Origin of the sequence: Micromonospora sp. M61, assembly GCF_018070245.1 — a bacterium.
GTDB classification, from domain to species: domain Bacteria; phylum Actinomycetota; class Actinomycetes; order Mycobacteriales; family Micromonosporaceae; genus Micromonospora; species Micromonospora zamorensis.
Genome location: NZ_JAGPYA010000014.1, coordinates 76,645 through 101,662 on the forward strand (window position 1 = coordinate 76,645; position 25,018 = coordinate 101,662).

Annotated in this window: 23 protein-coding genes; 10 read left to right on the plus strand and 13 right to left on the minus strand. The window is 71.8% G+C overall.

Features of this window, described 5'->3' with window-relative positions; genetic code table 11:
• Nucleotides 1–44: 44 nt before the first annotated feature.
• The 6 genes from KBX34_RS10770 to KBX34_RS10795 all read right to left on the minus strand — a co-directional run bounded on the left by KBX34_RS10770 (nucleotide 45) and on the right by KBX34_RS10795 (nucleotide 5,564).
• The gene (locus KBX34_RS10770) at nucleotides 45–467 is read right to left on the minus strand and encodes a DUF350 domain-containing protein (RefSeq protein WP_088950911.1); all 423 of its coding nucleotides are present in this window, start codon (nucleotides 465–467) and stop codon (nucleotides 45–47) included.
• Nucleotides 468–501: 34 nt separating this feature from the next.
• Nucleotides 502–927 carry a DUF4247 domain-containing protein gene (locus KBX34_RS10775; RefSeq protein WP_088950910.1) on the minus strand — a complete coding sequence of 142 codons (426 nt, stop codon included), beginning with the start codon at nucleotides 925–927 and terminating at the stop codon, nucleotides 502–504.
• On the minus strand, nucleotides 924–1,436 hold the full coding sequence (locus KBX34_RS10780; protein WP_210924765.1) for a DUF2617 family protein: 513 nt from the start codon (nucleotides 1,434–1,436) through the stop codon (nucleotides 924–926). The genes KBX34_RS10775 and KBX34_RS10780 overlap by 4 nt, the downstream gene beginning before the upstream one ends.
• Before the next feature lies 1 nt (nucleotide 1,437).
• Complete coding sequence (locus KBX34_RS10785; protein ID WP_112586431.1) at nucleotides 1,438–2,064, minus strand: DUF4178 domain-containing protein; 627 nt, start codon at nucleotides 2,062–2,064, stop codon at nucleotides 1,438–1,440.
• Between the two features lie 178 nt (nucleotides 2,065–2,242).
• Nucleotides 2,243–4,834, minus strand: coding sequence for an ATP-dependent chaperone ClpB (gene clpB / locus KBX34_RS10790; RefSeq protein WP_210924766.1), 2,592 nt, complete (start codon nucleotides 4,832–4,834; stop codon nucleotides 2,243–2,245).
• Between the two features lie 85 nt (nucleotides 4,835–4,919).
• Entirely contained in the window at nucleotides 4,920–5,564 is a 645-nt protein-coding gene (locus KBX34_RS10795) for a TetR/AcrR family transcriptional regulator (protein WP_210924767.1), read from the minus strand.
• 84 nt (nucleotides 5,565–5,648) lie between these two features.
• On the opposite strand from KBX34_RS10795, the gene KBX34_RS10800 reads away from it, so the two are divergent.
• From KBX34_RS10800 to KBX34_RS10815, 4 genes are all read left to right on the plus strand, one after another.
• Nucleotides 5,649–6,785, plus strand: coding sequence for an epoxide hydrolase family protein (locus KBX34_RS10800; protein WP_210924768.1), 1,137 nt, complete (start codon nucleotides 5,649–5,651; stop codon nucleotides 6,783–6,785).
• A gap of 153 nt (nucleotides 6,786–6,938) precedes the next feature.
• A complete protein-coding gene (locus tag KBX34_RS10805; RefSeq protein ID WP_030332098.1) occupies nucleotides 6,939–7,439 on the plus strand; it encodes a cation:proton antiporter regulatory subunit in 501 nt (166 codons plus the stop codon).
• A gap of 5 nt (nucleotides 7,440–7,444) precedes the next feature.
• Complete coding sequence (locus KBX34_RS10810) at nucleotides 7,445–8,650, plus strand: cation:proton antiporter (protein ID WP_099849638.1); 1,206 nt, start codon at nucleotides 7,445–7,447, stop codon at nucleotides 8,648–8,650.
• Nucleotides 8,651–8,793: 143 nt separating this feature from the next.
• Nucleotides 8,794–9,225 (plus strand): hypothetical protein, encoded by a 432-nt coding sequence (locus tag KBX34_RS10815; protein ID WP_088950904.1) that lies wholly within the window; start codon nucleotides 8,794–8,796, stop codon nucleotides 9,223–9,225.
• A gap of 80 nt (nucleotides 9,226–9,305) precedes the next feature.
• Here KBX34_RS10815 and KBX34_RS10820 read toward each other — a convergent pair whose 3' ends face one another.
• From KBX34_RS10820 to dnaK, 5 genes are all read right to left on the minus strand, one after another.
• On the minus strand, nucleotides 9,306–9,500 hold the full coding sequence (locus KBX34_RS10820) for a hypothetical protein (RefSeq protein ID WP_210924769.1): 195 nt from the start codon (nucleotides 9,498–9,500) through the stop codon (nucleotides 9,306–9,308).
• Nucleotides 9,501–9,635: 135 nt separating this feature from the next.
• Nucleotides 9,636–10,076, minus strand: a complete 441-nt coding sequence (locus KBX34_RS10825; protein ID WP_088952117.1) for a heat shock protein transcriptional repressor HspR — start codon at nucleotides 10,074–10,076, stop codon at nucleotides 9,636–9,638.
• Between the two features lie 30 nt (nucleotides 10,077–10,106).
• The gene (gene dnaJ, locus KBX34_RS10830; RefSeq protein WP_210924770.1) at nucleotides 10,107–11,288 is read right to left on the minus strand and encodes a molecular chaperone DnaJ; all 1,182 of its coding nucleotides are present in this window, start codon (nucleotides 11,286–11,288) and stop codon (nucleotides 10,107–10,109) included.
• Nucleotides 11,289–11,333: 45 nt separating this feature from the next.
• Entirely contained in the window at nucleotides 11,334–12,092 is a 759-nt protein-coding gene (gene grpE, locus KBX34_RS10835; protein ID WP_088950901.1) for a nucleotide exchange factor GrpE, read from the minus strand.
• A 48-nt stretch (nucleotides 12,093–12,140) separates the two neighbouring features.
• Entirely contained in the window at nucleotides 12,141–14,018 is a 1,878-nt protein-coding gene (gene dnaK / locus KBX34_RS10840) for a molecular chaperone DnaK (protein WP_210791928.1), read from the minus strand.
• A gap of 220 nt (nucleotides 14,019–14,238) precedes the next feature.
• On the opposite strand from dnaK, the gene KBX34_RS10845 reads away from it, so the two are divergent.
• Genes KBX34_RS10845 through KBX34_RS10855 form a run of 3 tightly spaced genes read left to right on the plus strand, consistent with a single transcriptional unit; the run spans nucleotide 14,239 to nucleotide 19,043 of the window.
• Nucleotides 14,239–16,080: a GTPase domain-containing protein gene (locus KBX34_RS10845; protein WP_210924772.1), complete on the plus strand. Its 1,842-nt coding sequence runs from the start codon at nucleotides 14,239–14,241 to the stop codon at nucleotides 16,078–16,080.
• Nucleotides 16,077–17,762: a GTPase gene (locus tag KBX34_RS10850; RefSeq protein WP_210791924.1), complete on the plus strand. Its 1,686-nt coding sequence runs from the start codon at nucleotides 16,077–16,079 to the stop codon at nucleotides 17,760–17,762. Before KBX34_RS10845 ends, KBX34_RS10850 begins: the two co-directional genes overlap by 4 nt.
• A gap of 57 nt (nucleotides 17,763–17,819) precedes the next feature.
• Nucleotides 17,820–19,043, plus strand: coding sequence for a hypothetical protein (locus tag KBX34_RS10855; protein ID WP_088950897.1), 1,224 nt, complete (start codon nucleotides 17,820–17,822; stop codon nucleotides 19,041–19,043).
• Nucleotides 19,044–19,175: 132 nt separating this feature from the next.
• Here the strand turns inward: KBX34_RS10855 and KBX34_RS10860 are convergent, their stop codons facing one another.
• Both KBX34_RS10860 and KBX34_RS10865 read right to left on the minus strand, forming a co-directional pair.
• Nucleotides 19,176–19,799, minus strand: coding sequence for a phosphatase PAP2 family protein (locus KBX34_RS10860; RefSeq protein WP_141912082.1), 624 nt, complete (start codon nucleotides 19,797–19,799; stop codon nucleotides 19,176–19,178).
• Between the two features lie 65 nt (nucleotides 19,800–19,864).
• Nucleotides 19,865–20,716 carry a hypothetical protein gene (locus tag KBX34_RS10865; protein WP_210924773.1) on the minus strand — a complete coding sequence of 284 codons (852 nt, stop codon included), beginning with the start codon at nucleotides 20,714–20,716 and terminating at the stop codon, nucleotides 19,865–19,867.
• A 603-nt stretch (nucleotides 20,717–21,319) separates the two neighbouring features.
• Here KBX34_RS10865 and pdhA point away from each other — a divergent pair.
• The 3 genes from pdhA to KBX34_RS10880 are packed head-to-tail and all read left to right on the plus strand — an operon-like array spanning nucleotide 21,320 to nucleotide 24,953.
• The gene (gene pdhA / locus KBX34_RS10870) at nucleotides 21,320–22,495 is read left to right on the plus strand and encodes a pyruvate dehydrogenase (acetyl-transferring) E1 component subunit alpha (RefSeq protein WP_210791921.1); all 1,176 of its coding nucleotides are present in this window, start codon (nucleotides 21,320–21,322) and stop codon (nucleotides 22,493–22,495) included.
• Nucleotides 22,495–23,484: an alpha-ketoacid dehydrogenase subunit beta gene (locus tag KBX34_RS10875; protein WP_088950894.1), complete on the plus strand. Its 990-nt coding sequence runs from the start codon at nucleotides 22,495–22,497 to the stop codon at nucleotides 23,482–23,484. The genes pdhA and KBX34_RS10875 overlap by 1 nt, the downstream gene beginning before the upstream one ends.
• Nucleotides 23,485–23,489: 5 nt before the next feature.
• Nucleotides 23,490–24,953 carry a dihydrolipoamide acetyltransferase family protein gene (locus KBX34_RS10880; RefSeq protein WP_210792038.1) on the plus strand — a complete coding sequence of 488 codons (1,464 nt, stop codon included), beginning with the start codon at nucleotides 23,490–23,492 and terminating at the stop codon, nucleotides 24,951–24,953.
• Nucleotides 24,954–25,018: the final 65 nt, after the last annotated feature.

Genomic DNA, 25,018 nt, shown 5'->3' on the forward strand with positions numbered 1-25,018 from the left:
CGGGTACGGCCGGCCGGCACCGACCGGTCGCGGACCCCCGGCCATCAGAGGATCGCGGCGGCGATGATCGCGCCGGTGGCCAGGTGCACCACGGCCGACACCCACACGGCGGGGTGCGGCTCCGGGTCGACCAGCAGCTCGCCGAGCCGGCCGGGGGTCACCGCGTCGAGCAGCAGGAACGCGGCGGCCATGATGACCAGGCCGACGATCCCGTACGCCGCCGCGCCGACCAGCCCCAGGGCGAAGTCGTCGTCGCTGGCGACGATCGCCGCGACCACGATGGTGCCGACGCCGAGCAGGTTGGATGCGAGCAGCAGCGCCGCGTTGCGGTTGCGCTCGGTCCAGATCAGTTCGTGGAGCTTGCCAGGGGTGGTCAGGTCGACCAGCGCGTAGCCGACGCCCATGAGGACGACGCCGACCGCGCCGAAGGCGAGGGTGGCCAGCAGATCGGTGACGAGGTTCTGCACGGAAGGGCTCCAGGTGAAGGGGTCGGGTGTCGGGCTACTTGCCGGTGCCGGGGCCGCCGCCCCGAACGCTGCTGCCGCGTCCCCAGCCCCAGTACGACCCGACGGTCGAGTGGTAGCGGGGGTGAGCGGTGTCCATGTCCTCGAGCAGGATCACCGAGCCGGCGGCGATCGGCAGGATCACCACCGAGTCGTCGTCGTAGCGCAGGTAGACGCCGCTGCTGTCGGCGTACCGGTCGGACGGCTTCCATGCGTCGGTCAGTTCCTTGGCGACAGTGGTCGGTGACTTGGACGAGGTGTACGCGGTTGCTTGCCGGCCGATGTCCCGGCTGGCCGCTCGCGAATACCTGTCCTGCACGTAGGCGCGCGGGGAGAAGGTGCCGTTGACGAGCGCGAAGGCCGCGACCAGCACGCCGACCACGGCCACCGCCGCGCCCACCACGAACCAGCGTCGGTACGTCATCGCAGTGCCACCACCGTCTCGGTCAGGACCAGCTCATTGGTCTGGGGGTACGCGTGCCAGGTACGCCAGCCGACCGACCCGTGCGGCAGGTCGGTGCGTACGGCCAGCGCGGTGACCGCGTCCGGGTCACCGGGAAAGACTCCGACCAGGGCGTACGGGTCGCCGGCCAGGTCGGCGCGGAGCCCGGCGATCCGAATGTGCAACTCGCCGTCGGCGGGGCGCAGCACGCTGGCGGTGAAGCGGTAGCCGCCCGCCTCGTCATGCAGGGCGCCGGGCAGGTGCGGCGGCCGACCAGGCAGGCAGGCGACCGTCTCGGTGAGTCCGGCCGCATCACCGGGTTCGGCCAGTACGACCTGGTGGGACGCGCCGAGCAGGCGCAGCCGCAGCCGGACCTCCCCGGGCAGCGTGAGGTCGTGGACGTGCAACGCGGGCCGCTCCGGCCCACCGAGTGCCAGGCTCAAGTCGGCGGCGCAGGTGTCGACGTACGGGGTGTGGAGGCTCACCAACACGTCAGCTGGCCTCCGGTCCGGCCTGCGGGTACACCATCACGTCGGCGCGGTGCAACTGCTCGCCCCGGGCGACCTCCCAGCCGGCCTGGCCGTACGCCTCGAAGGAAAGCCGTTCGCCGCCCTGGGCCCGGTAGTCGTGGTATCGAAGGGTGCCACTGGGGTCGAGGCCGGTGCTGCCGGTGGCCGTGAAGCGGGCCTGACCGGACTCCTCCGAGGCGTAGCGGCGGCCGGCAAAGTCGAGGGTGGATGCACCCGGGGTGATCGTGGCGGCCGGCTCGGCGGTCCAGAGCACCAGCTCCAGGTCCGGGTCCTCCTCCACGGAGAGCCAGCGCTTGTCGCCCTCGACGGTGTCCAGCAGGTGCTCGGCCCAGCTCCAGCCACCCTCGTTCAGATGCACCGAGCCCCGGACCGCGTACGACACCCGGCGGATCTCGACGATGTCGCCGGGCTTGAGCCTGCGCGGGTCGCCGCGGAGCGCGTCGCTGTCGGTGTCCCGGAACGGGTCGGCGGGTGCCGCCGGCCGGGCGGCCTTACGGCCCTTGCGTACCGCCACCACCGCCACCACGACCCCGGCGACTCCGATCAGACACCCCAGCGTCGTTACCAGGTACGCCACAGGACCATTCATGCCGACCACCTCCCCAAGTGCGTCGGCGGGAACGGTAACAACCCCGCGCACCTGGGGAAACAAATCATTCTCTGGTGATGCGGCAGCTACGCAGCGTCCCGGTGGAGTGTCGGTGGGGGCGGAGAACGTGTCGGGCCGACCCCGCCTGCGGAGGCGGGATCGGCCCGGGTGCGACGGATCAGGCGGCGGTTACGGAGAGGGTGTTGGTTTCGGTGGCGCGGTCCACCTTCACCGTTTCGCCGTCGCGGATCTGGCCGGACAGGAGCGCCTTGGCAAGCTGGTCGCCGATTGCCGTCTGGATCAGGCGACGCAGCGGGCGAGCGCCGTAGATCGGGTCGTAGCCGTGCTCGGCGAGCCAGTCCCGAGCGGCATCGGTGATCTCCAGGCCGAGCCTGCGGTCGGCCAACCGCCGCCGCATCCGGTCCAACTGGATGTCGACGATCGAACGCAGATCGTCACCCAGCAGCGAGGCGAAGACCACGATGTCGTCCAGCCGGTTGAGGAACTCCGGCTTGAAGTGCGACCGCACCACGGCGAGGACACCCTCCCGGCGCTGCTCCTCGGCCAGGGTCAGGTCGCTGATCACCGACGACCCGAGGTTGGACGTGAGGACCAGGATGGCGTTGCGGAAGTCCACAGTGCGGCCCTGGCCATCGGTGAGCCGACCGTCGTCGAGCACCTGGAGCAGCACGTCGAAGACGTCCGGGTGGGCCTTCTCCACCTCGTCCAGCAGGATCACCGAGTACGGCCTGCGGCGCACCGCCTCGGTGAGCTGGCCGCCCTCGGTGTAGCCGACGTAGCCGGGCGGGGCGCCCACCAGGCGGGCGACCGAGTGCTTCTCGCCGTACTCGCTCATGTCGATGCGGACCATCGCCCGCTCGTCGTCGAAGAGGAACTCGGCGAGGGCCTTGGCCAGCTCCGTCTTGCCGACACCCGTGGGGCCGAGGAAGAGGAAGCTGCCGGTCGGGCGATCCGGGTCGGCGATTCCGGCTCGTGCACGGCGTACCGCGTCGGAGACCGCGCCGACCGCCTCGGCCTGGCCGACCACCCGGCCGCCCAGAGACTCCTCCATCCGCAGCAGCTTGGCCGTCTCGCCTTCGAGCAGGCGGCCGGCGGGGATGCCGGTCCAGGAGGCGACCACCGCGGCGATGTCGTCCGCGCCGACCTCCTCCTTGAGCATGGCGCCGTCGGCCTGGAGCTGGGCCAGCTCCTCCGCGGCCTGCTTCAGCTCGACCTTGAGGGCGGGGATGCGGCCGTAGCGCAGCTCGGCGGCGCGCTCCAACTCGCCGTCGCGCTCGGCCCGCTCGGCCTCACCGCCGAGGCGCTCCAGCTCCTCCTTCGCGGTGGAGAGCTTGGTGATGTGGCTCTTCTCCGTCTGCCAACGCTCGGAGAGCACAGTGAGCTGCTCGCGCTTGTCGGCCAGCTCCTTGCGCAGCCGCTCCAGCCGCTCGGCGGACGCGGCATCCGGCTCCTTGGCCAGCGCCATCTCCTCGATCTCCAACCGGCGGACCGCCCGCTCGATCTCGTCCACCTCGACCGGCCGGGAGTCGATCTCCATCCGGAGCCGGGACGCGGACTCGTCGACCAGGTCGATCGCCTTGTCCGGCAGGAACCGGTCGGTGATGTAGCGGTCCGACAGTGTCGCGGCGGCGACCAGCGCGGCGTCGGTGATCCGTACGCCGTGGTGCACCTCGTAGCGCTCCTTGAGCCCTCGCAGGATGCCGATGGTGTCCTCGATCGTCGGCTCACCGACCAGCACCGGCTGGAAACGGCGCTCCAGAGCCGGGTCCTTCTCGACGTGCTCGCGGTACTCGTCCAGCGTGGTGGCGCCCACCATCCGCAGCTCACCACGGGCCAGCATCGGCTTGAGCATGTTGCCGGCGTCCATCGAGCCCTCGCCCTTGCCGGCGCCGACGACGGTGTGCAGCTCGTCGAGGAAGGTGATGACCTGCCCGTTGGAGTTCTTGATCTCCTCCAGGACGGACTTGAGCCGTTCCTCGAACTGCCCCCGGTACTGCGCACCGGCGACCATCGCGCCAAGGTCGAGCGAGATCAGCTTCTTGTCGCGCAGCGACTCGGGCACGTCACCGGTGACGATCCGCTGGGCCAGCCCCTCGACGATCGCGGTCTTGCCGACGCCGGGCTCACCGATCAGCACCGGGTTGTTCTTCGTACGCCGGGAGAGCACCTGGATGACCCGGCGGATCTCGGAGTCACGGCCGATGACCGGGTCGATCTTGCCGTCCCGGGCGCTGGCGGTGAGGTCGACGCCGTACTTGGTCAGGGCCTGATAGGTCTGCTCCGGATCGGCGGTGGTGACCCGGCGGTCGCCACCCCGCACGGTGGGGAAGGCCGCGACCAGGGCTTCCTCGGTGGCACCGGCCGTCTTCAGCGCACCGGACACCGCGCCGCCCACCCGGGCCAGCCCGGCGAGCAGGTGCTCGGTGGAGGTGTACTCGTCGCCCAACGGTCGGGCGATCTGCTCGGCGGCGCCGATGGCGTTGACGAACTCCCGAGCCAGGGTCGGCTCGGCGATGCTGGAGCCGCGGGCGGCGGGAAGGCCGTCGACCGCGCGCTGGGCGGCCCGGCGCAGCTCGGTCGGGTCGGCCCCGACGGCGCGCAGCAGGCCGGTGGCGGTCGAGCCGTCGGTGTCCAGCAGTGCCAGCAGCAGGTGCCAGGGCTCCACTGTGGCGTGACCACGCTGGTTGGCCAGCGCGACGGCGCCCGTGATGGTTTCGCGGCTCTTGGTGGTGAGTCTTTCGGTGTTCATGGGCTCCCCCGGATCGGCGTTGTCCACTGAGTTGGACACAACCAGAGTTGAGCGTATTCCGCTCAACCTTAGCGCGTGATGCCCATCACTCCCGGCGACGCCACCGCCAGTCGAACTCTCCAGCGGCGGGCGCCGGGCCGGGCAGCGGATCCGTGGCCGGTCCGGTGGACAGACCCGCCAGCAGCACCGCGAGCTGGCGTCGGCGCAACTGCCCGGTGCGCTCCGAATCGGGTACGCGCACCGCGGCGCACGCCTCCAGCAGCAACCCCAGATCCTGCACGACCGCGTCCGGCCGCAGCCGACCGCTGGCGCGGGCCCGCTCGAACAGGGCGGTGGCCAACTCGTTGGCGCGCATCGCGTCCCGACCCATCTCCTCGGTCGGAGTGAACATGCCCGCCAGGTGGACGGTGAGCGAGTGCACGTCGGCGTCGACCACCTGGGTCAGGAAGGCGCTGAACGCGGTCCAGTCGTCCGGCTCGGCGAGGGCGGCCTCGGCCGCGGCGACGTACCGGCGCAACCCGTCATGGCAGAGCTGGCGCAGCAGGTCCTCCTTGCCCGCGTACCTGCGGTAGAGGGCACTGATGCCGACCCCCGCGCGTTCGGCGACGGCGGCGATCGGCGCCTTCGGGTCGTCCAGGAAGACCGCGCGGGCGGCTTCGAGGATGACCTCGTCGTTGCGGGCGGCCTGGGCGCGGCGGCCGGCCAGCGTCTTTCCGGGGGGATTCGGCATGGCCTCAGACTACCAGTGGAACGGATCATTCCGGTCTGCTACTCTGATTGCAGAACGAAACATTCCGTTCCGAAGGAGCTTCAGATGACCGGCACCGCGATCCGCCCGTTCCGCGTCGAGATCCCGCAGACCGCCCTCGACGACCTGGCCGACCGGCTGGGCCGCACCATCTGGCCCGCCGACCTGCCCGGCACCGGCGACTCGTACGGGATGAGCAGCGACCGGGTCCGCGCCCTCGCCGACCGGTGGCGGGACGGCTTCGACTGGCGCGCCGTCGAGGCCCACCTGAACGCCCACCCGCAGTTCGTCACCGAGATCGACGGCGAGCAGATCCACTTCCTGCACGTCCGGTCGACCCGGCCGGACGCCACCCCGCTGGTGCTCACCCACGGCTGGCCAGGCTCGGTGCTGGAATACCTCGACGTGATCGCCCCGCTCACCGAGCCGACCGACCCGGACGCGCCGGCCTTCCACGTGGTCATCCCATCGCTGCCCGGCTTCGGCCTCTCCGGCCCGACCCGCAGCGCCGGGTGGAACCGGCACCGCACGGCCCGCGCCTGGGCCGAGCTGATGAACCGCCTGGGGTACGCCAGCTACGGGGCGGTCGGCAACGACGCCGGCTCGATGGTCGCGCCGGAGTTGGGCCGGATCGACCGGGACCACGTGCTCGGCGTCCACGTCACCCAGCTCTTCTCGTTCCCCTCCGGCGACCCGGCCGAGTTCGCCGGGCTGTCCGAGGCGGATCAGGCCGCGCTCCAGCACCTCCAGTGGTTCTACGAGAACAAGTTCTCCTTCAACCAGGTGCACAGCCAGCAGCCACAGACCCTGGCGTTCGCGCTGGCCGACTCCCCGGTCGGGCTGCTCGCCTGGAACGCGCAACTCTTCGACGAGAGCCTGGACGCGGACTTCATCCTGGCCAACGTGGCGCTCTACTGGTTCACCGGCACGGCCGCGTCGGCGATCCGGTTCTACTGGGAGGACGCGCACGCCGAGGAGTCACCGACCGGGCCGACCACCGCGCCGACCGCGCTGGCGATGTTCCCCGGCGACTTCCAGTCCATCCGCCGCTTCGCCGATCGGGACCACGCGAACATCGTCCGGTGGACCGCGTACGACAACGACGTCGACGGCCGCGGTGACGTCGGCGGTCACTACGCCGCCCACCAGGCCACCGAGGTTCTGGTCGCCGACATCCGCGAGTTCTTCGCCAGCCTCCGCTGACCACGACGAACCCGGTGCCCGCGCCCGCTCCACCGGGGGCGGGCACCGCCACGTCCCGCCCCGCCCTCGGCCCTGCTGGACGTGTCGGGGCTGGTCGGAGGGCCGAGGGCTTCCAAGATCTGCGTTCTGTTCACGAAGCGGTAGCCTTGGTGGGTGCGAGTACGTGTCGAGCAGACCGCCTTACCCGGGATCGGGGTACGCCACGATCTGGTGACGGAGTCAGGACGCCGTTTGGGCGTCGTCTCCCACCGCAATGGCCGCCGTGATCTCGTTCTCTACGACCCCGACGATCCCGATGCCTGCCAGTCGGACATTCCGCTGACCGACGACGAGGCTGAGGCCCTGGCCGACATCCTCGGCGCGTCGCTGATGCTCGGTCAACTCTCCGGGCTCCGCGAGCAGGCCGCCGGTCTGCTCACCGAGCAGATCGCCATCACGGCCGGGTCGCCGTACGTCAACCGGAAGCTCGGCGACACCAAGGCGCGTACCCGCACGAGCGCCTCCATCGTGGCGGTGCTTCGCGAAGGCGAAGTCATCGTCTCGCCACTTCCCTCCTTCCGCTTCGCGGCCGGCGACGTGGTGGTCGTTGTCGGGACCCGACGGGGTCTCGACGGCGTGTCCGCCATCCTCGCCGACAGTGACCCGGACGGCTGAGGCGGATGCACGATTCCACCACTCTGCTCGTCGAAGTCGGCGCGCTGCTGCTGCTGCTTGGCGTCCTCGGTCGGCTCAGCCGCCGGGTAGGCCTGTCCCCCATCCCTCTCTACCTGTTCGCCGGGCTGGCGTTCGGGCACGGCGGGCTGCTTCCGCTCGCCGCCAGCGAGGAGTTCTTCGCGGTCGGCGCCGAGATCGGCGTCATCCTGCTGCTGGTGATGCTCGGCCTGGAATATTCGGCCAACGAGCTGGTCGGCAACCTCCGATCGGCGGCCCCGGCCGGGCTGATAGACGGCGTCTTCAACGCGCTGCCCGGCGCGGCGTTCGCCCTGCTGCTCGGCTGGGACTGGGTGGCCGCCCTGGTGCTCGGCGGCATCACCTGGGTCTCCTCCTCCGGCGTGATCGCCAAGGTCCTCGCCGACCTGGGACGACTCGGTAACCGGGAAACCCCGGTGATCCTCTCGGTCCTGGTGATCGAGGACCTGGCGATGGCGCTCTACCTGCCGCTGGTCACCGCCGTACTGGCGGGCACCGGTCTGCTCGGCGGTGGCATCGCACTCGCCGTCGCGGTGGGCACGGTGCTGCTGGTGCTGGTGGTCGCCATCCGGTACGGCCACCTCATCTCGTCCGCCCTGTCCGCGAAGGACCCGGAGGCGCTGCTGCTCGGCGTACTCGGTCTGACCCTGCTGATCGCCGGGCTCGCGGCGAAGCTGCAGGTGTCGGCGGCGGTCGGCGCGTTCCTCGTCGGCATCGCGCTCTCCGGCCCGGTGGCGCACCACGCGACCGAGTTGCTCTCCCCCCTGCGGGACCTGTTCGCCGCTGTGTTCTTCGTCTTCTTCGGCCTGGTCACCGACCCACGGGACATCCCGCCGGTGCTGTTGCCGGCGCTCGCGTTGGCCGTGGTCACCATGGCGACGAAGACGCTCACCGGCTACCTCGCGGCGCGTCGGGTGGGCATCGCGGAACCCGGCCGATGGCGGGCCGGCCTCGCACTCGTACCCCGAGGTGAGTTCTCCATCGTCATCGCCGGGCTCGCGGTGGCCGCCGGGAGCGTCGAGCCGCAGTTGGCGGCGCTGGCCGCGACGTACGTCCTGATCACCGTGGTGACCGGGCCGATCCTCGCCCGGCTGCCGGACTTCCCGTGGTTCAAGCGGTGGCTGCGCACCCGCGCGGCGGCCCAGCGGGCGGCACCGGTCCCGATCCACGACTGACCGCGCAGCCCCGACCCCAACGGTTGCTGAATTGCTCCCCACGGGGACTACCGCAGCACTCGACGGCAGGTTACCGTTTCGCCCCAGCAGCCAGGGTCCGCAGGCAGCGCAGCCAAACGCGGGCGAGAGCGGAAGGTTGGCCGGTGAGCGTGCAGGAATCGACGTTCCACGGCTTCGCCAACCCCGTCGACCCGAGTCCGGCGGAGTTGCGAGCTTGGGCGTACCAGCCTGATTCTGTGCCGTTGGCTTCGATGCCGCCCGACTGGGACCTGCTGGTCTCCGGCGATCGACTGGTGTTGACGCTCTTCGAGCTGGCGATGGACCCGTCCTGCCCGGCGCGGCGGTTCGCGTTGCACTGCCTCTACATCTACGCGGCCGACGGCATCCGGACGAACTTCCGCGCCCACCCGAAGCGTCGCTTCCGCAAGCTCGTCGAACAGGCCGAGCGTGAGGGCGACGAGCTGATGAAGATCTGGGCGCACAACGGCCGGGTGCTGCTGGCCCGACCGGATCTCTTCGTCTACCGGGACTGGTGCGAGGGCGGCCTGGTCCGCGAGAACCGCCGCCTCGGCTGAGGTAGCGTCCCGGCCCGCACTCAGCGACAGCGAACGGGCCGGGACCCCCCGTGGGTCCCGGCCCGCACGTCGGTCACCGGTCAGTCCTGCTGCCGTTCCGTCTCGGCTCGGCCCTTCTCGCCGCCGTGGTCGTCCCGGCCGGCGAACCGACCTCCGACGACCCGGTCCCGGTAGGTTCCCTCGGTCACCTTGTCGAACTTCTTGCGGACGGTCTCGGCCAGTTCTTCCAACCGGTCTTCCGCCTGCTGGGCGACCTTCTTCGCCGGCTCCGCCATCGCTCCCCCTCGCCATGCCGGTAGGTCCGTATTAAGCCGATTGGACCGTATCGACAGGCTAACCGAAGCGGCCCGGACCGCGCCGGGAAATCCGGTACGGTCCGGGCCGAAAGACAGCGCCGGGTGAGCGGTTGGTCAGCGATCGGGCATGCGGCGGGGTCGCCAGACGACCAGAGCAGTGGACGTGCGGTTGGTCGGCACCAGGTCCCGACCCGGGAAGCGGGCCAGCGACTCCAGCTCGGCCACCCGGCGGTACGCGGCGTCCAGCTCCGCCTCCAGCCGGGCCACCCGCTGCTGCGCCTGCTCCAGCAGCCGCTCCAGCCCGATGATCCGCTTGACGCCGGCCAGGTTGATCCCGTCGTCCTGACTGAGCCGCTGGACCTCGCGCAGCAGCACCACGTCGCGCACGCTGTACCGACGTCCGCCACCAGCGGCCCGGCCGGGCTGCACCAGCCCCAGCCGGTCGTACTGGCGCAGGGTCTGTGGGTGCATCCCCGCCATCCGGGCCGCAACCGAGATCATCAGAACCTTGGCCTCGTAGGCAGGGTCACCCGAACCGAGGAACTCGCCCGACATGCCGCTCACCTCCGCGTCCACTCCATCGGACTAACTGACCCGACGCACCCGAGCGTCGAGATGTTCCCGGGCCGCCGGCGGGCTCTGCTCGGCGAACGCCTCCAGTGCTGTGCGCGCCTCGTCCGACAGTCGGGCCGGGACCACCACGTCCAACGTGACCAGCAGGTCACCGGCCTGCCCGTCGCGGCGGACCACACCCTTGCCGCGGGCCCGCAGCACCCGTCCGCTCGGCGTCCCCGGCGGAACCCGCAGGGTCACCGCGCCGTCGAGCGTGGGCACCCGCAGGTCCGTGCCGAGCACGGCCTCCGCGAAGGTGACCGGCACGGACAGCGTCAGGTCGTCGCCGGTACGCCCGAACAGCTCGTCCGGCCGAACCTTGACCTGCACGAAGAGGTCACCAGCGGGGCCGCCGCGCTCGCCTGCCTCACCGCGCCCGGCGAGCCGGATGCGCTGACCGTCGGCCACCCCGGCCGGGAACCGCACGTTCATGGTGCGGGTCTTGGTGACCCCGCCGCTGCCGTGGCACTCCGGGCACTTCTCCTCGACCACGGTGCCGACGCCCTGGCAGTTGCGGCACGGCTCGGAGAAGCTGAACGCACCCTGGTCGCGGGTGGTCACCCCAGCGCCGTGGCAGACCGTGCAGGTACGCGGCTGGGTGCCGGGCTTGGCCCCGTTGCCGTGGCAGGTCTCGCAGACTCCGGGGGCGCGCAGCGTCAGGGGCAGCGTCACCCCGCGTACGGCGTCACCGAAGTCCAGTGCCACCTCGGTCTCGACGTCCCGACCACGGGCCGGACCGCGCGGTGCGGCCTGCCCACCGGCCTGGCCACCGGTGAAGATCGAACTGAACAGGTCCTGGAAGCCCGCTCCGCCGAAGCGACGGTCGCCGCCTCCACCGCCGCCGAACATGTCGGAGACGTCGAACGGCATGCCGCCCGGCTGGCCTCCGCCCCGGGCGCTGCGCCGGAACGCCCCCGAGCCGAACAGCGAGCGCATCTCGTCGTACTCGCGACGGCGACCCGTGTCCGACAGGACGTTGTAGGCCTCGGACGCGGCCTTGAACCGCTCCTCGGCCTTCGGGTCGCCCGGGTTGTGGTCCGGGTGCGACTCCCGGGCCACCTTGCGGTACGCCTTCTTGATGTCATCCGCGGAGGCGGCCTTGTCCACGCCGAGCACGGCGTAGAAGTCCTTCTCGATCCAGTCCTTCGAACTCACCGGTCCACCCCCTCTCGACCCTCGCGGCCCGGTCACTGTCTCGCACTATTCCGGATCCGCGACCGCGACCAGCGCGGGGCGCAGCAGCCGCTCACCGAGCTGGTAGCCGCGCCGCATGACCTGGACGCAGGTCGGCTCGCTGACGTCGGCCGAGGTCTGGTGCGCGACCGCCTCGTGCCGGGTCGGGTCGAACGGGTCGCCCTGCTCGCCGAAGGCGTTCAGGCCGAACTTGCCCAACGCGGTGGTGAGCTGTTCCGCCACCGTGCCGAACGGCCCGACCAGGTCGCCGTGTTCCCGGGCCCGGTCCAGGTCGTCCAGGATCGGCAACAGCGCGGCCAGAACCGAGCCGGTCGCCTGCTCCTGCACCAGGCTGCGGTCCCGGTCGACCCGCTTGCGGTAGTTGGCGTACTCCGCCGACACCCGCTGCAGATCCCTGGTGCGCTCGTCCAGCTCGGCCCGGAGCGCCTCCAGCTCGGCGCCGAGCGAGGTGCCCGTGCCGCCGCCGTCGACCGGCTGCGCCGGGGCGTCCACCACCGCCGGGCCGGATGGTTCCGGACCGTCGGTGGCGTTGACCTCGACCTCGATCTCGTCGACCACCACTTCGGCGTCCTCGACCAGGCCCTCGGCCGGTACGCCGGTCTCGGCGTCGGCCGCGGTGCCCTCAGGCTCCGACGTGTCGATGAGCTTGCGGTTGTTGCGGATGACGACCCGCTCCTTGTCGCCGGTGGTCGGCTCCGTGGGCGCGGAGCCACCCGGCGTCGACCCGGTGTCGGCCGGGTCGGCGGCTCGTGGCTTCTGCGTCATGCGGCTACCTCATCCCCTTCGCCGTGGATACGCGTCCGAGGCCGGTGGTCACTTCTTGCCGTCCTCGTCCACGATCTCCGCGTCGACCACGTCGTCGGCCCCACCGGCCTGCGCACCGGTCGTGCCGGTCGCACCGGTCGCGCCGGCCGCACCCGGGCCAGGCTCGGCGCCCGGCTGCTGGCCCTGCTCGGCCTGCTGCGAGTAGAGCAACGAACCGGCCTGCTGGGAGACCTGCGCGAGCCGCTCGTGCGCGGACTTGATCTTCTCGATGTCCTGGCCACCGAGGGCGCCACGCAGTTCGCCGAGCGCCTCGTTGAGCTGCTCCCGGTTTTCGGTGGGCAGCTTGTCGCCGCTCTCGGCAAGGAACTTCTCGGTCTGCCACTGGAGCGCCTCGGCCACGTTGCGGGTCTCGGCGTCGTCGCGACGGCGCTTGTCCTCCTCCGCGTGCTCCTCGGCGTCCCGGCGCATCCGCTCGATGTCGTCCTTCGGCAGCGAGGAGCCGCCGGTGATCGTCATCTTCTGTTCCTTGCCGGTGCCCAGGTCCTTGGCGTGCACGTTGACGATGCCGTTGGCGTCGATGTCGAAGGCGACCTCGATCTGCGGCACGCCGCGCGGCGCCGGCGGGAGGCCGGTCAGCTCGAAGGTGCCGAGCTTCTTGTTGTAGGCCGCGATCTCACGCTCACCCTGGAAGACCTGGATCAGCACCGACGGCTGGTTGTCGTCCGCCGTGGTGAAGACCTCGGAGCGCTTGGTCGGGATGGTGGTGTTGCGCTCGATCAGCTTGGTGAAGATGCCGCCCTTGGTCTCGATGCCCAGGCTCAGCGGGGTCACGTCGAGCAGCAGGACGTCCTTGACCTCACCCTTGAGCACACCGGCCTGGAGGGCGGCGCCGACGGCGACGACCTCGTCCGGGTTGACGCCCTTGTTGGGGTCGCGACCGGTGAGCTGCTTGACCAGGTCGGTCACGGCGGGCATCCGGGTCGAACCGCCGACCAGGATGACGTGCTCGACGTCGGAGATCTTGATCCCGGCGTCCTTCACGGCCTGCTCGAACGGGCCCTTGCAACGATCCAGCAGGTCCTGCGTCATCCGCTGGAACTCGGCGCGGCTCAGCGTCACGTCGAGGTGCAGCGGGCCGGCCGCGCCGGCGGTGATGTACGGCAGGTTGATGTTCGTGGTGGTGGCGGCGGACAGCTCGATCTTGGCCTTCTCGGCAGCCTCACGGAGGCGCTGGAGGGCCATCTTGTCCTGACCGAGGTCGATGCCGTGCTCACCACGGAACGTCTTGACCAGGTGGTCGATGATCCGCTGGTCCCAGTCGTCGCCACCGAGCTGGTTGTCACCGCTGGTCGACTTGACCTCCACGACACCCTCGGCCAGCTCCAGCAGCGACACGTCGAACGTGCCGCCGCCGAGGTCGAAGACCAGGACGGTCTGCTCCTTGGAACCCTTGTCCAGCCCGTACGCCAGGGCGGCCGCGGTCGGCTCGTTGACGATCCGCAGCACGTTGAAGCCGGCGATCTCACCGGCCTCCTTGGTGGCCTGGCGCTGGCTGTCGTTGAAGTAGGCCGGAACGGTGATCACCGCGTCGGTGATCTGCTCGCCCAGGTACGCCTCGGCGTCCCGCTTGAGCTTCATCAGCGTCCGGGCCGAGATCTCCTGCGGGGTGTACTTCTTGCCGTCGATGTCGACGGACCAGTTCGTGCCGACCTCGCGCTTGACCGACCGGATCGTCCGATCCGGGTTGGTCACTGCCTGACGCTTGGCGACCTCGCCGACGAGCACCTCGCCGTTGCGGGCGAACGCGACGATCGACGGAGTCGTCCGCGACCCCTCAGCGTTGGCGATGACGGTGGGCTCACCGCCCTCGAGAACGCTGACGCAGGAGTTCGTCGTGCCGAGGTCGATACCGACCGCACGTGCCATGTTCGCTTCCTCGCTTCGTAAGGTTGTGCAGGTGACGGGCACTGCCCGCGGCTGCCTGGCGAGCACCGCCCGCAGCGGGCCCCACCACAAGTTGAGTGAACTTGACTCAATAGTGCCACGCGTTGGCGAATCGTCAAGTTGAGTTGAGTCAACCCGACGCAACCCACCCGTTATTACCGTCCGGTTGTCTTCTCTTGCATCGGTCGGGCACGCTTTAGCGGTGACGACGCACGGCGATTCCGCCACCCGTTCCGGCGCGCCCGCCGTCGCATCCCGCACCGGCCCGCCGGACGCCGCGGAGGAGCCGCCCGCCACCACCGGGGACGACAGCCTCCCCGGCGCACTGTCGGGCCTCCGGGAGGCGATCGGTGCGACCCGGTATCCCCTCGCGCTGCCCACCGCCGGGTCCGCCCGGCACAACGCCACCGCCCTCACCGACCAGCTCGACGACTATCTGCTGCCCCGGCTCGCCCGGCTGGACGCCCCACTGCTCGTGGTGGTCGGCGGTTCCACCGGCGCGGGCAAGTCGACCCTGGTCAACAGCCTGGTCAAGGCCCGTGTCAGCGCCGCCGGCGTGCTCCGACCGACCACCCGCTCGCCGGTGCTGGTCTGCAACCCGTCCGACGCGGCCTGGTTCCGGCAGGGGGACCTGCTGCCCGGGCTGACCCGCACCACCGAGCCGAGCGAAGATCCGCGCGCCCTGCACCTCGTCACCGCGCCGGCCCTGCCCGCCGGGCTGGCCTTCCTCGACGCGCCCGACATCGACTCGGTGGTCGACGCCAACCGGGCGCTCGCCACCCAACTGCTCGCCGCCGCCGATCTCTGGCTCTTCGTCACCACCGCCGCGCGGTACGCCGACGCGGTGCCCTGGGAGCTGCTGCGCAGCGCCCGGTCGCGAGGCGCGGTGATCGCCATGGTGCTGGACCGGGTGCCCGCCGAGGCCACCGAGGAGATCGCCGCGCACCTGAGCGAGATGCTCGCCGAACAGGACCTCGGCCGGGCGCCGCTGTTCGTGCTGCCGGAGACCTGGGTCGACGGGCAGGGGTTGCTGCCCGAGGGGGTCACCGCATCGCTGGCCGACTGGTTCGCCCGGCTGGCCGGCGACGCGGACGCCCGGGCGGCGGTGGTCCGTCAGACGCTGGACGGGGCGCTGGCCGCCCTGCACCCCGCCGTCGAGGAGCTGGCCGACGCCGCCGACGAGCAGCTCGCCGCCGCCGACGGGCTGGACGAACGGGTCCGGGCCGCATACCGGGGTGCCGAGCGCACCGTCGAGCAGGGGCTCCAGGACGGTCGGTTGCTCCGGGGCGAGGTGCTCGCCCGCTGGCAGGAGTTCGTCGGCACCGGCGAGCTGTTCCGCACCCTGGAGGCACGGATCGGCCGCCTGCGGGACCGGGTGGTGGCCGCCGTCACCGGCCGGCCGGCGCCCTCCGTCGAACTCCGCAACGCCATCGAGTCGCAGCTGGTGACGCTGTTGCGCGGGGTGGCCTCGGAGGCCGCCGAATCCGCGTACACCGGCTGGAAGGCACACCCTGCGGGCGCCGACCTGCTCGAACCGGCGCTCGCCCACCCGAGCGCCGACCTGCCCGAACGCGCCGAACGGATGGTCCGGGACTGGCAGCGCGGGGTGCTGGAGCTGGTCCGGGTCGAGGGCGGGGACAAGCGGTTCGTGGCCCGCACCGCCGCGTACGCCGTCAACGCCACCGGGCTGGCCGTGATGATCGCCGTGTTCGCCTCCACCGCGTTCATCCCGACCGGGCTGGAGCTGGCCACCGGGGCCGGCACCACCGTCGCCGCGCAGGCCGTACTCCAGGCGATCTTCGGCGACCAGGCGGTGCGTACCCTCGCCGCCAAGGCCCGCACCGACCTGCTGAAGCGGGTGCGGACGCTGCTCGACGCGGAGGCCGACCGGTTCCTGAGCCGCACCGCGGACGCCCGCCCCGCCGCGGACGCCGGCGACGGCCTGCGCCGGGCCGCGGGCCGGGTCGAGCTGGCCCGGCACCGCAGCGGCCTGTCCGCCGCCGGCAACACTCAGCCGGCCGCCGACGAGGAGGGTTTCCGGTGACGAACATCACCGGCCGGGTACGCGAGGCGTTCCGCGGAGACCAGCGGGTCGACGCCGACGCGCTGATCGCCCGACTGGACGCGGTACGCCGGTTCCTGACCGCTGTCGACGGCCTGCTGCCGGACGCGGAGCTGGTGCCCGCGCACACCCTGGTCGAGCGGGCCGGCACCCGACTCGCGCTCTCCCGGGACCACACAGTGGTCGCCCTGGCCGGCGCCACGGGCAGCGGCAAGTCCAGCCTCTTCAACGCGCTGGCCCAGCTGGAGCTGTCGCCGGTCGGGGTCCGTCGGCCGACCACCGGCGTCACCCACGCCTGCGTGTGGGGCCCACTGGAGGGCGCCAACCGGCTGCTCGACTGGATCGGCGTGCTGCCCCGACACCGTTTCGTCCGGGAGAGCGCCCTGGACGCGGACGACGAGACGGCGCTGCACGGGCTGATCCTGCTCGACCTGCCCGACTTCGACTCGGTCCAGCGGTCCCACCGGCTCGAGGTGGACCGACTGCTCGGCCTGGTCGACCAGGTGGTCTGGGTGGTCGACCCACAGAAGTACGCCGACCGGGTCATCCACGACAGCTACCTGCGCGAGTTCCACCGGCACCGCGACGTCACACTGGTCGTGCTCAACCAGGCCGACCGGCTGCCCCCGGCGGAGGTGCCCCGGGTCCTGGACGACCTGCGCCGATTGCTCGACACGGACGGGCTGACCGGTGTGCCCCTGCTGTCCACCACCGCCATCGACCCGGCCGGAATGGTCGGGCTGCGCGGTGCCCTGGAGCGGACCGTCGCCGAGCGGCAGGCCGCGCTGCGCCGGCTCGCCGGTGACGTCGACACGGTCGTCGCCGGGCTGGACGAGCTGGTCGGCTCGGCCAGACCGGCCGGTGGGCCGGACGACTCGACAGTCGACGGCTTGAACCGGGCGCTGGCCGGAGCTGCCGGCGTGCCCGCGGTGACCGAGGCGGTGCAGCAGGCGTACCGGCACCGGGCCGTCGCGGCCACCGGCTGGCCCCTGGTCCGAGGCTGGCGCCGGTTGCGACCCGACCCGCTGCGCCGGCTGCACCTGCCCGGCCCGGCCGACGCGGGGGCCGACGCGGCGGAAAGCCTGGTCGCGGCCACCTCCGTGCCGGATCCGACGGCCGCCCAACGCTCCGCCCTGGGTCTGGCGATCCGCGCGGTGGCCGACCGGGCCGCCGCCGACCTGCCCGCCGCCTGGCCCGGCGCGGTCACCGCCGCCGCCCGGTCCCGCCTCGGCGACCTGCCGGACGCGCTGGACCGCACGATCGCCGGCACCGACCTCGGCCTCGGCCGTCGACCGCTGTGGTGGCGGGTCGTCGGCGGTTTGCAGTGGCTGGTCACCCTGGCCGCCGTGGTCGGTCTGGGCTGGCTGGTGCTCGGCTACGCGCTGCGGGCACTCGGCCTGCCCGCGCTGGACAACCCGATGGTCGGGCAGGTGCCACTGCCGACCCTGCTGCTGCTCGGCGGTCTGCTGGCCGGGCTGCTGCTGGCGGCGCTGACCCGACCCGTGGTGCGCTGGGCCGCGCGGCGTGCCCGGGCCCGCGCCGAGCAACGCCTGACCGCGAAGGTGGCCCGGGTGGGCGAGGAGTACGTGCTCACACCCGTGCGGGTCGTGCTCGGCTCGTACGCGCAGGCACGCGACGCGCTGAGGGACGCCGCCCGCCGCTGACGCTCCGCACGGCTCGCTACCGCTCTGTGTACGCCCCGAGCGGCGTAGGGTCGGAGCATGGCCACGCCTCAGACCCCCTACGACGCGGTGCTGCACGCCGCACGCGACGTGACCAAGCTGGAGTCCGCCCTCGACGCCGAGATGCTCGGCAGCGCGCTGCTGGGCAGTGTCTACGCGATCGCGGAGACCGACCGCGACACCGCCGTACGGGAGTTCGTCACCGGGTTTCTCGCCGCCACCGCCCGTCGCCGGGTCGCGGCCGCGACCACCATCCGGCAGGTCTTCGCCACGCTCGTCCCGGACGCCGAGGGCACCGATCGGGTGCGTCCGGGCAGCCAGGCACCCACCTGGGCCGGTCAGCTCGGTCGGGTGCACCTCACCGGCACGTGGGCGTACGGCGACGTCTACGGCGACCAGACGTCCTACCTCGCCACCTTCGCCTACGACGACGCGTCCGGCGGCTCGGAGCACGCGCTGGTGGCCCTGGTGGACCACAACATCGGGATCACCAAGGACATCTTCGTCGGCGGGCCGGCGGAACGGATCCTGGACCAGGTCCGCCAGATGTGCGCGGACGACGAGCTGACCTGGTTCCGCACCGAGAATCCGGCCCAGCTCCGTGGCGAGGTGGCCCGCCATCTCGCGGTGACCGACGAGCTGAGCGAGTTGCCCGGCGAGGGTTCCCTCGCCACCGACCGGGCGCTGGTCGGCGCCCGGCTGGCGCTGCTGCCCACCGCGGCCGACCCGACCGGCCCGGCGGAGGTCGAGCCACTCTCCGCCGCCGAGCGCACCGACCTGGTCCGGCGGTTCCTCGCCGCGCCGGAGGCCACCCGCTTCGGGCTGGATTCCGTCGACGGCCCGGAGCTGGCCTCGCTGCACTTCTGCCTGAGCCTGCTGCTGGACCACTCGGCGACCTTCCCGGACGCCGACCCGATGCGCTGGAGCCCGGCGGTGTCCGGGCTCTTCCTGCTTGACTGGGTGCACCGCCGTGCCGTGCTGGACATGGACGACGCCGCGATGCTGCCCCGGGTGCTGCGTGCCTGGGCGCGGTACGCGTCCCGGCAGCGCGGTCTGCCCGAGGCGGCGACCACGCGCACCGACGAGGCGATCGAGGAGATGGTGCCGGAGTTCGCGCGCCTTTACTCCACGGGTGAACGACGCAGCGCCGCCACCGCCGCGGTGGCACAGCTGATGGCCGACGGCGTGGACCCGGACGACCCGGCCGCCCTGGACGCCTGGATCGAGGCGAACCGGCACCGCCTGGCCGACGACGGGGCCTGACGACACCCGAGGCCGGGCGGCATAACGCCGCCCGCCTCGGCCCGACCCAACGCCTCGGCCCGACCCAACGGCTCGGCCCAGCGGCTCGGTCGGCCCAGCGCGCGCGAGACCGGCCGGCGTCTGCGGCGGGTCTCAGCGCAGTGGGCCGAAGACCGCCGCGGCGATCAGCGCGCCGAGCACACCACCGGCGAGCACCTGCGGCACCGTGTGGTCCCTCAGTCGCACCCTGGACCAGCCCACCAACGCCAGCAGCGGGGCGGCGACGAGCACGCGCGTTCCGAACGTCAGGGCCAGGATGACCAGGGTGCCGGCGGACACCGCCGAGTGGATCGACATCTTCCACCAGTGGCTGACCGACACGGCGACCACGAGGCCGACGAGCCCGGCCACCGCCAGCGCCAGCAACGGACGGGGCGCACCGAGCACGGCGAGCAGGGCGAGCCCTCCCGCGACCGAACCCAGGCCGACCAGCAGTGGCACCCGGCGCTGCTCCCGACGGCCGATGTGGTGGTCGGTGAGCCGGCCACGGCGTACGCCGCCGACGATGTAGGCGAACGGGATGCCGGTGACGAAGATCGTGGCGAGCAGACCCCAGACGAGGCCCTGACCCGGACGGCGCGCGCTGTGCCAGCTCACCGTGATGATCAGCAACGACACGAGCACGGCCGGTGCGGTCACCTCGGTGACCAGCCGGGCGATCCGCCGCCCCGGACCGGGTCGGCTGGTGACCGGGCGGAGTTCGGTACCGCCGCCCACGCCACCCCCTCCGGTATGCGCCTACCGCCGAACACCGCCGGCACCGGATGGGCCGCCCCTGTTCGTCACCGTACCGCCGGGGACACCGTCGGGTGCGGCGGTCCGGCCAGCGATGCCAGGCCGGCCGCGAACGTCGGGAGATCGGTCGGAGACGACGGGACCGACGGGCTGGGCCGGCTGGTCGGCACGGCGGGGGTGGCGGGCGGCGCGGGCCTGGTGGCCGGCACGGACCGGGTGCTGGTCGGCGCGGGCCTGGTGGCGGGCACCGACCGGGTGCAGGTCGGGACGGCGGTGGCGGTCGAGGCGTCCGTCGGCGTGGCGGTTGGCTCCAGCGTGGAGGTCGGAGTCAGCGTGGGCGTCGGGTCGAGCGTCGGCGACGGATCCAGCGTGGGCGACGGATCCAGCGTCGACGTCGGGGTCGGAGTCGGGCTGGGGGTCGGAGTCGGATCGGGGCCCGGCGAGTCGGTCGGGTCCGGGTCGGTCGGACCGGGGTCGGTCGGCGAACCGGTCGGCGACGACGGGGGGACGGCCGGTGAGGTGCCCCGGGGCGGCTTCGGCGCCACCGGCGGGTGCGGCGCCCGCGGGGCGGGCCCCGGGTCGGTCACTGTGGGCCCCGACCCAGGCCCTTCCCGGGTACGCCGGGGAGCGGCGGGCAGCCAGCCGCTGGTGGGGCCGACGCTGGGTGAGCCGGGCGGTGGGACTGACGGCTGGCTGGTCATCGGCAGCGGAATCAGCACCGGCCCGACCGACGGGGTCGGGATGAACGGGATGCTGCTGTCCGGCAGCGCGGTGCTGCCCGGGGTGGCCGAGCCGGCGCTGATCGCGGCGAGGATCGGCATCGACGCGGTGCCGGCCAGCAGCGCGACGGTGAGCAGGTAACCCCGGGTGGGGCCACCCGCGCCGGGAGCACGGTGCACGCCGACCACCCTGCGGTAACCGCCCGCGGACCGGTGCCGGCCGAGGGCTGGTGTGCCGGGACCATCACCTGGCTCGTGCACCGCACACCCCTTGTCGTCGGCCGTCGGAGGACATGGATGGACGCCGCCGGCGCTGAAGCCGGCAAATAACTCGATAGGCGCGATCCTGCGGTAATCAGCCTTACGTAGTCACGCTCCGTCGTCCAACCTCCACCGCGTGTCGACACGCGGTGCTGACCGAACGGTGACGAATCATCGCCGGATCGCCCTCGAAACGCAGGCCAGCATGATGGCGACAAACGATGGCAAAGCGTGGGCGGTCGGAATGCGGGGCAGGCGTACTGTGGGCGCGCTCACCTGCTCTGCGAATATGGAGCACGACGGCAACGCAGCCGTGACCTCCGCGCACCCTCGCGGCAGGCGCGGTTGAGCGCCGGCACTCCCGATCCGGGTTCGGCCAGAACCCGGATCACGCCGTGCGGCAACCCCCACCGGGGCTAGGCGCGGCCGCCAGGAACCGGCCCGGCAGCAGCCGGGCAGGCGCACGAGTTGCGCGGCCGGGTGACCCCCCGGTGCCGACGCAGACACGACAGGGAGAGACCGATGGCAAAGGGCGACCCCGGGGGCACCACCCGCAGCAGGCGGCCTGCACCCCGCTCCAAGAAGGGCGCGGCCGGTAATCCGGAGCTGGTGCAGCTGCTCACCCCCGACGGCGAGCGCATCGACAGCGCCACCGGGCCGGACGGCACCGTGTACCGCGTGGACTTCACCGACGAGGAATACCGCGGGCTCTACCGCGATCTGGTGATGGTCCGCAAGCTGGATGCCGAGGCGACCGCCCTCCAGCGCCAGGGCGAGCTGGGCCTCTGGGCCAGCCTGCTCGGCCAGGAGGCCGCTCAGGTCGGCTCCGGGCGGGCGCTGCGATCGCAGGACATGGCTTTCCCGACCTACCGGGAGCACGGCGTCCTCTACTGCCGGGGCATCGACCCGATCATGCCGCTGGGCCTGTTCCGCGGTGTCGACCAGGGCGGCTGGGACCCGAACGAGTTCAAGTTCAACATGTACACGATCGTCATCGGTGCGCAGACCCTGCACGCCACCGGCTACGCCATGGGCATCACCATGGACGGCAAGATCGGCAACGACGACGGCGAGGCCGCGATCGCCTACTTCGGCGACGGGGCCACCAGCCAGGGCGACGTGAACGAGGCGTTCGTCTGGGCCAGTGTCTTCAACGCGCCGCTGGTCTTCTTCTGCCAGAACAACCAGTACGCGATCTCCGAGCCGCTGGAGCGCCAGACCCGGGTCCCGCTCTACCAGCGGGCCGCCGGCTTCGGCTTCCCCGGCGTACGGGTGGACGGCAACGACGTCCTGGCCTCGTACGCGGTGACCCGCACGGCGCTGGACAACGCCCGGCACGGGCAGGGCCCGAGCCTGATCGAGGCGTACACCTACCGGATGGGCGCGCACACCACCTCCGACGACCCGACCCGCTACCGGATCGCCAGCGAGGTCGAGTCGTGGCAGGCCAAGGACCCGATCACCCGGGTCAAGGCCTTCCTGGAGAAGCAGCAGATCGCCGACGCGACCTTCTTCGCCGAGGTCGACGAGCAGGCCCGCCGCGAGTCGGTGCACCTGCGCGAGCGGGTGCTCAACATGCCCAACCCGGAGCCGGTGACGATGTTCGACCACGTCTACCCCAACGGCTCTCCGCTGCTCGACGAGCAGCGCGCGAAGTTCAACCGCTACATGGAGTCCTTCGAAGGGAGCGCCCACTGATGGCCACGGAGACGCTCACCCTCGGCAAGGCCCTCAACACCGGCCTGCGCCGCGCCCTGGAGACCGACCCCAAGGTCATCATCATGGGCGAGGACGTCGGCAAGCTCGGCGGTGTCTTCCGGATCACCGACGGGCTCCAGAAGGACTTCGGCGACCAACGGGTCATCGACACCCCGCTGGCCGAGTCCGGCATCATCGGCACGGCGGTCGGTCTGGCCATCCGCGGCTACCGGCCGGTCTGCGAGATCCAGTTCGACGGTTTCGTCTACCCCGCGTACGACCAGATCGTGTCGCAGGTGGCGAAGATGCACTACCGCTCGGGCGGCAAGCTCAGCATCCCCATGGTGATCCGGATCCCGTTCGGCGGTGGCATCGGCGCCGTCGAGCACCACTCCGAGTCGCCGGAGGCGTACTTCGCGCACACCGCCGGTCTGAAGGTCGTGACCTGCTCCAACCCGCAGGACGCGTACGTGATGATCCAGCAGGCCATCGCCTCGGATGACCCGATCGTCTTCCTGGAGCCCAAGCGGCGCTACTGGGAGAAGGGTCAGGTCGACCTGAACGCGCCGCTGTCCGAGGCGTACCCCCTGCACTCGGCCCGGGTCGTGCGGCCCGGCACCGACGTCACGGTGCTGGCCTACGGGCCGATGGTGCGGACCTGCCTGGAGGCGGCGACCGCCGCCGCGGAGGACGGCCGGGAGCTGGAGGTCATCGACCTGCGCTCGCTCTCCCCGCTGGACCTGGGCGCCGCGTACGAGTCGGTGAAGCGCACCGGCCGCGCGGTCGTGGTGCACGAGGCACCGTCCAACATCGGTCTCGGCGCCGAGTTGGCCGCCCGGATCACCGAGGAGTGCTTCTACTCCCTGGAGTCGCCAGTGCTGCGGGTGACCGGCTTCGACACCCCCTACCCGGCCTCCCGGGTGGAAGAGGAATACCTGCCCGACCTCGACCGGGTGCTCGACGCCGTCGACCGCACCTTCGGCTGGTGATCGACATGTCCCGGATCAAGACGTTCAACCTGCCCGACCTGGGCGAAGGGCTGACCGAGGGCGAGATCCTTGCCTGGCTGGTCAAGGTCGGCGACACCATCGAGCTGAACCAGCCGATCGTCGAGGTCGAGACCGCCAAGGCGGCGGTGGAGATCCCGGCGAAGTGGGCCGGGCAGGTGCAGGCGATCCACCACCCGGAGGGCACCACCGTCGAGGTCGGTACGCCGATCATCGCGATCGACACCGATCCGGGTGCCGGCCCGTTGGAGGCGCCGTCGACCACGGCCACGCCCAGCAGCGACCTGCCCACCCCGTCGGCGGCCTCGCTGGCGGCGGTGGAGGTGGCGCCTGCCGAGGGCATGATCGAGCCCGGCCTGATCGGCGGGGCGGCCCCGGGTGGACGGACGGCGGTGCTGGTCGGTTACGGCCCGCGTACGACGGCCGCGAAGCGTCGCCCGCGCAAGGGTGGTGTCCCGGCGCAGGCCGCTGCGGCCCCCGCTCCGGCGGCACCGGCTCCGCAGCCGGTGGTCGCGCCAGTGGCGGCTCCGGCTCGTAACGGGCAGGCCGCGACGGCGACCGGCGGGCTGGTCCTGGCCAAGCCTCCGGTGCGCAAGCTCGCCAAGGACCTCGGGGTCGACCTCGGCACGGTGACCGGGTCGGGCCCGTTGGGTTCGATCACCCGGGAGGACGTGCAGCAGGCGGCGAGCGGTGCCGTGGCCGAGCCGATCGCGACCCCGTCGGTGACGACGAGCGCCGCGAGCTTCGGCACGGACCGCGAGCAGCGCATCCCGGTCAAGGGGGTTCGCAAGCTCACCGCCGAGAACATGTCCCGCTCGGCGTTCACCGCCCCGCACGTGACGGAGTTCCTGACCGTCGACGTGACCCGGGCGATGAAGGCTCTGGACCGACTGCGCGGTCGACGGGAGTGGCGCGACGTACGGGTCTCGCCGCTGCTGCTGGTGGCGAAGGCCGTGCTGCTGGCGGTGAAGCGTCACCCGATGGTCAACTCGACCTGGGCCGGCGACGAGATCGTGGTCAAGGACTACGTCAACCTCGGTATCGCGGCGGCCACCGAGCGTGGCCTGATCGTGCCGAACGTCAAGGACGCCGGCCGGCTCTCGCTGCGGGAGTTGGCGGACGCACTGAACGGCCTGGTGCAGACGGCCAAGTCCGGCCGTACCTCGCCAGCGGACATGTCCGGTGGCACCTTGACCATCACCAACGTCGGGGTGTTCGGAGTGGACACCGGCACGCCGATCCTGCCGCCGGGCGAGTCCGCGATCCTGGCCTTCGGTGCCGTGCGGGAGATGCCCTGGGTGCACAAGGGCAAGGTCAAGGCGCGTCAGGTCACCACGCTGGGGCTGAGCTTCGACCACCGGATCATCGACGGTGAGCTGGGTTCGAAGTTCCTGCGCGACATCGGCGACTTCCTCACCGATCCGGAGGCGGCGCTGCTCGCCTGGACCTGATCGTTCGCGACGCCAGCCACGGCCGGTGTGCCACGGGTTAACGCCCGGCACACCGGCCGTGTCGT

Coding starts and splice junctions, on each gene's coding strand:
- KBX34_RS10775 (WP_088950910.1), bottom strand. CDS start 927: ATGACGTACCGACGCTGGTTCGTGGTGGGCGCGGCGGTGGCCGTGGTC.
- KBX34_RS10785 (WP_112586431.1), bottom strand. CDS start 2,064: ATGAATGGTCCTGTGGCGTACCTGGTAACGACGCTGGGGTGTCTGATC.
- clpB (WP_210924766.1), bottom strand. CDS start 4,834: ATGAACACCGAAAGACTCACCACCAAGAGCCGCGAAACCATCACGGGC.
- KBX34_RS10795 (WP_210924767.1), bottom strand. CDS start 5,564: ATGCCGAATCCCCCCGGAAAGACGCTGGCCGGCCGCCGCGCCCAGGCC.
- KBX34_RS10800 (WP_210924768.1), top strand. CDS start 5,649: ATGACCGGCACCGCGATCCGCCCGTTCCGCGTCGAGATCCCGCAGACC.
- KBX34_RS10810 (WP_099849638.1), top strand. CDS start 7,445: ATGCACGATTCCACCACTCTGCTCGTCGAAGTCGGCGCGCTGCTGCTG.
- KBX34_RS10820 (WP_210924769.1), bottom strand. CDS start 9,500: ATGGCGGAGCCGGCGAAGAAGGTCGCCCAGCAGGCGGAAGACCGGTTG.
- KBX34_RS10825 (WP_088952117.1), bottom strand. CDS start 10,076: ATGTCGGGCGAGTTCCTCGGTTCGGGTGACCCTGCCTACGAGGCCAAG.
- grpE (WP_088950901.1), bottom strand. CDS start 12,092: ATGACGCAGAAGCCACGAGCCGCCGACCCGGCCGACACCGGGTCGACG.
- dnaK (WP_210791928.1), bottom strand. CDS start 14,018: ATGGCACGTGCGGTCGGTATCGACCTCGGCACGACGAACTCCTGCGTC.
- KBX34_RS10855 (WP_088950897.1), top strand. CDS start 17,820: ATGGCCACGCCTCAGACCCCCTACGACGCGGTGCTGCACGCCGCACGC.
- pdhA (WP_210791921.1), top strand. CDS start 21,320: ATGGCAAAGGGCGACCCCGGGGGCACCACCCGCAGCAGGCGGCCTGCA.
- KBX34_RS10875 (WP_088950894.1), top strand. CDS start 22,495: ATGGCCACGGAGACGCTCACCCTCGGCAAGGCCCTCAACACCGGCCTG.
- KBX34_RS10880 (WP_210792038.1), top strand. CDS start 23,490: ATGTCCCGGATCAAGACGTTCAACCTGCCCGACCTGGGCGAAGGGCTG.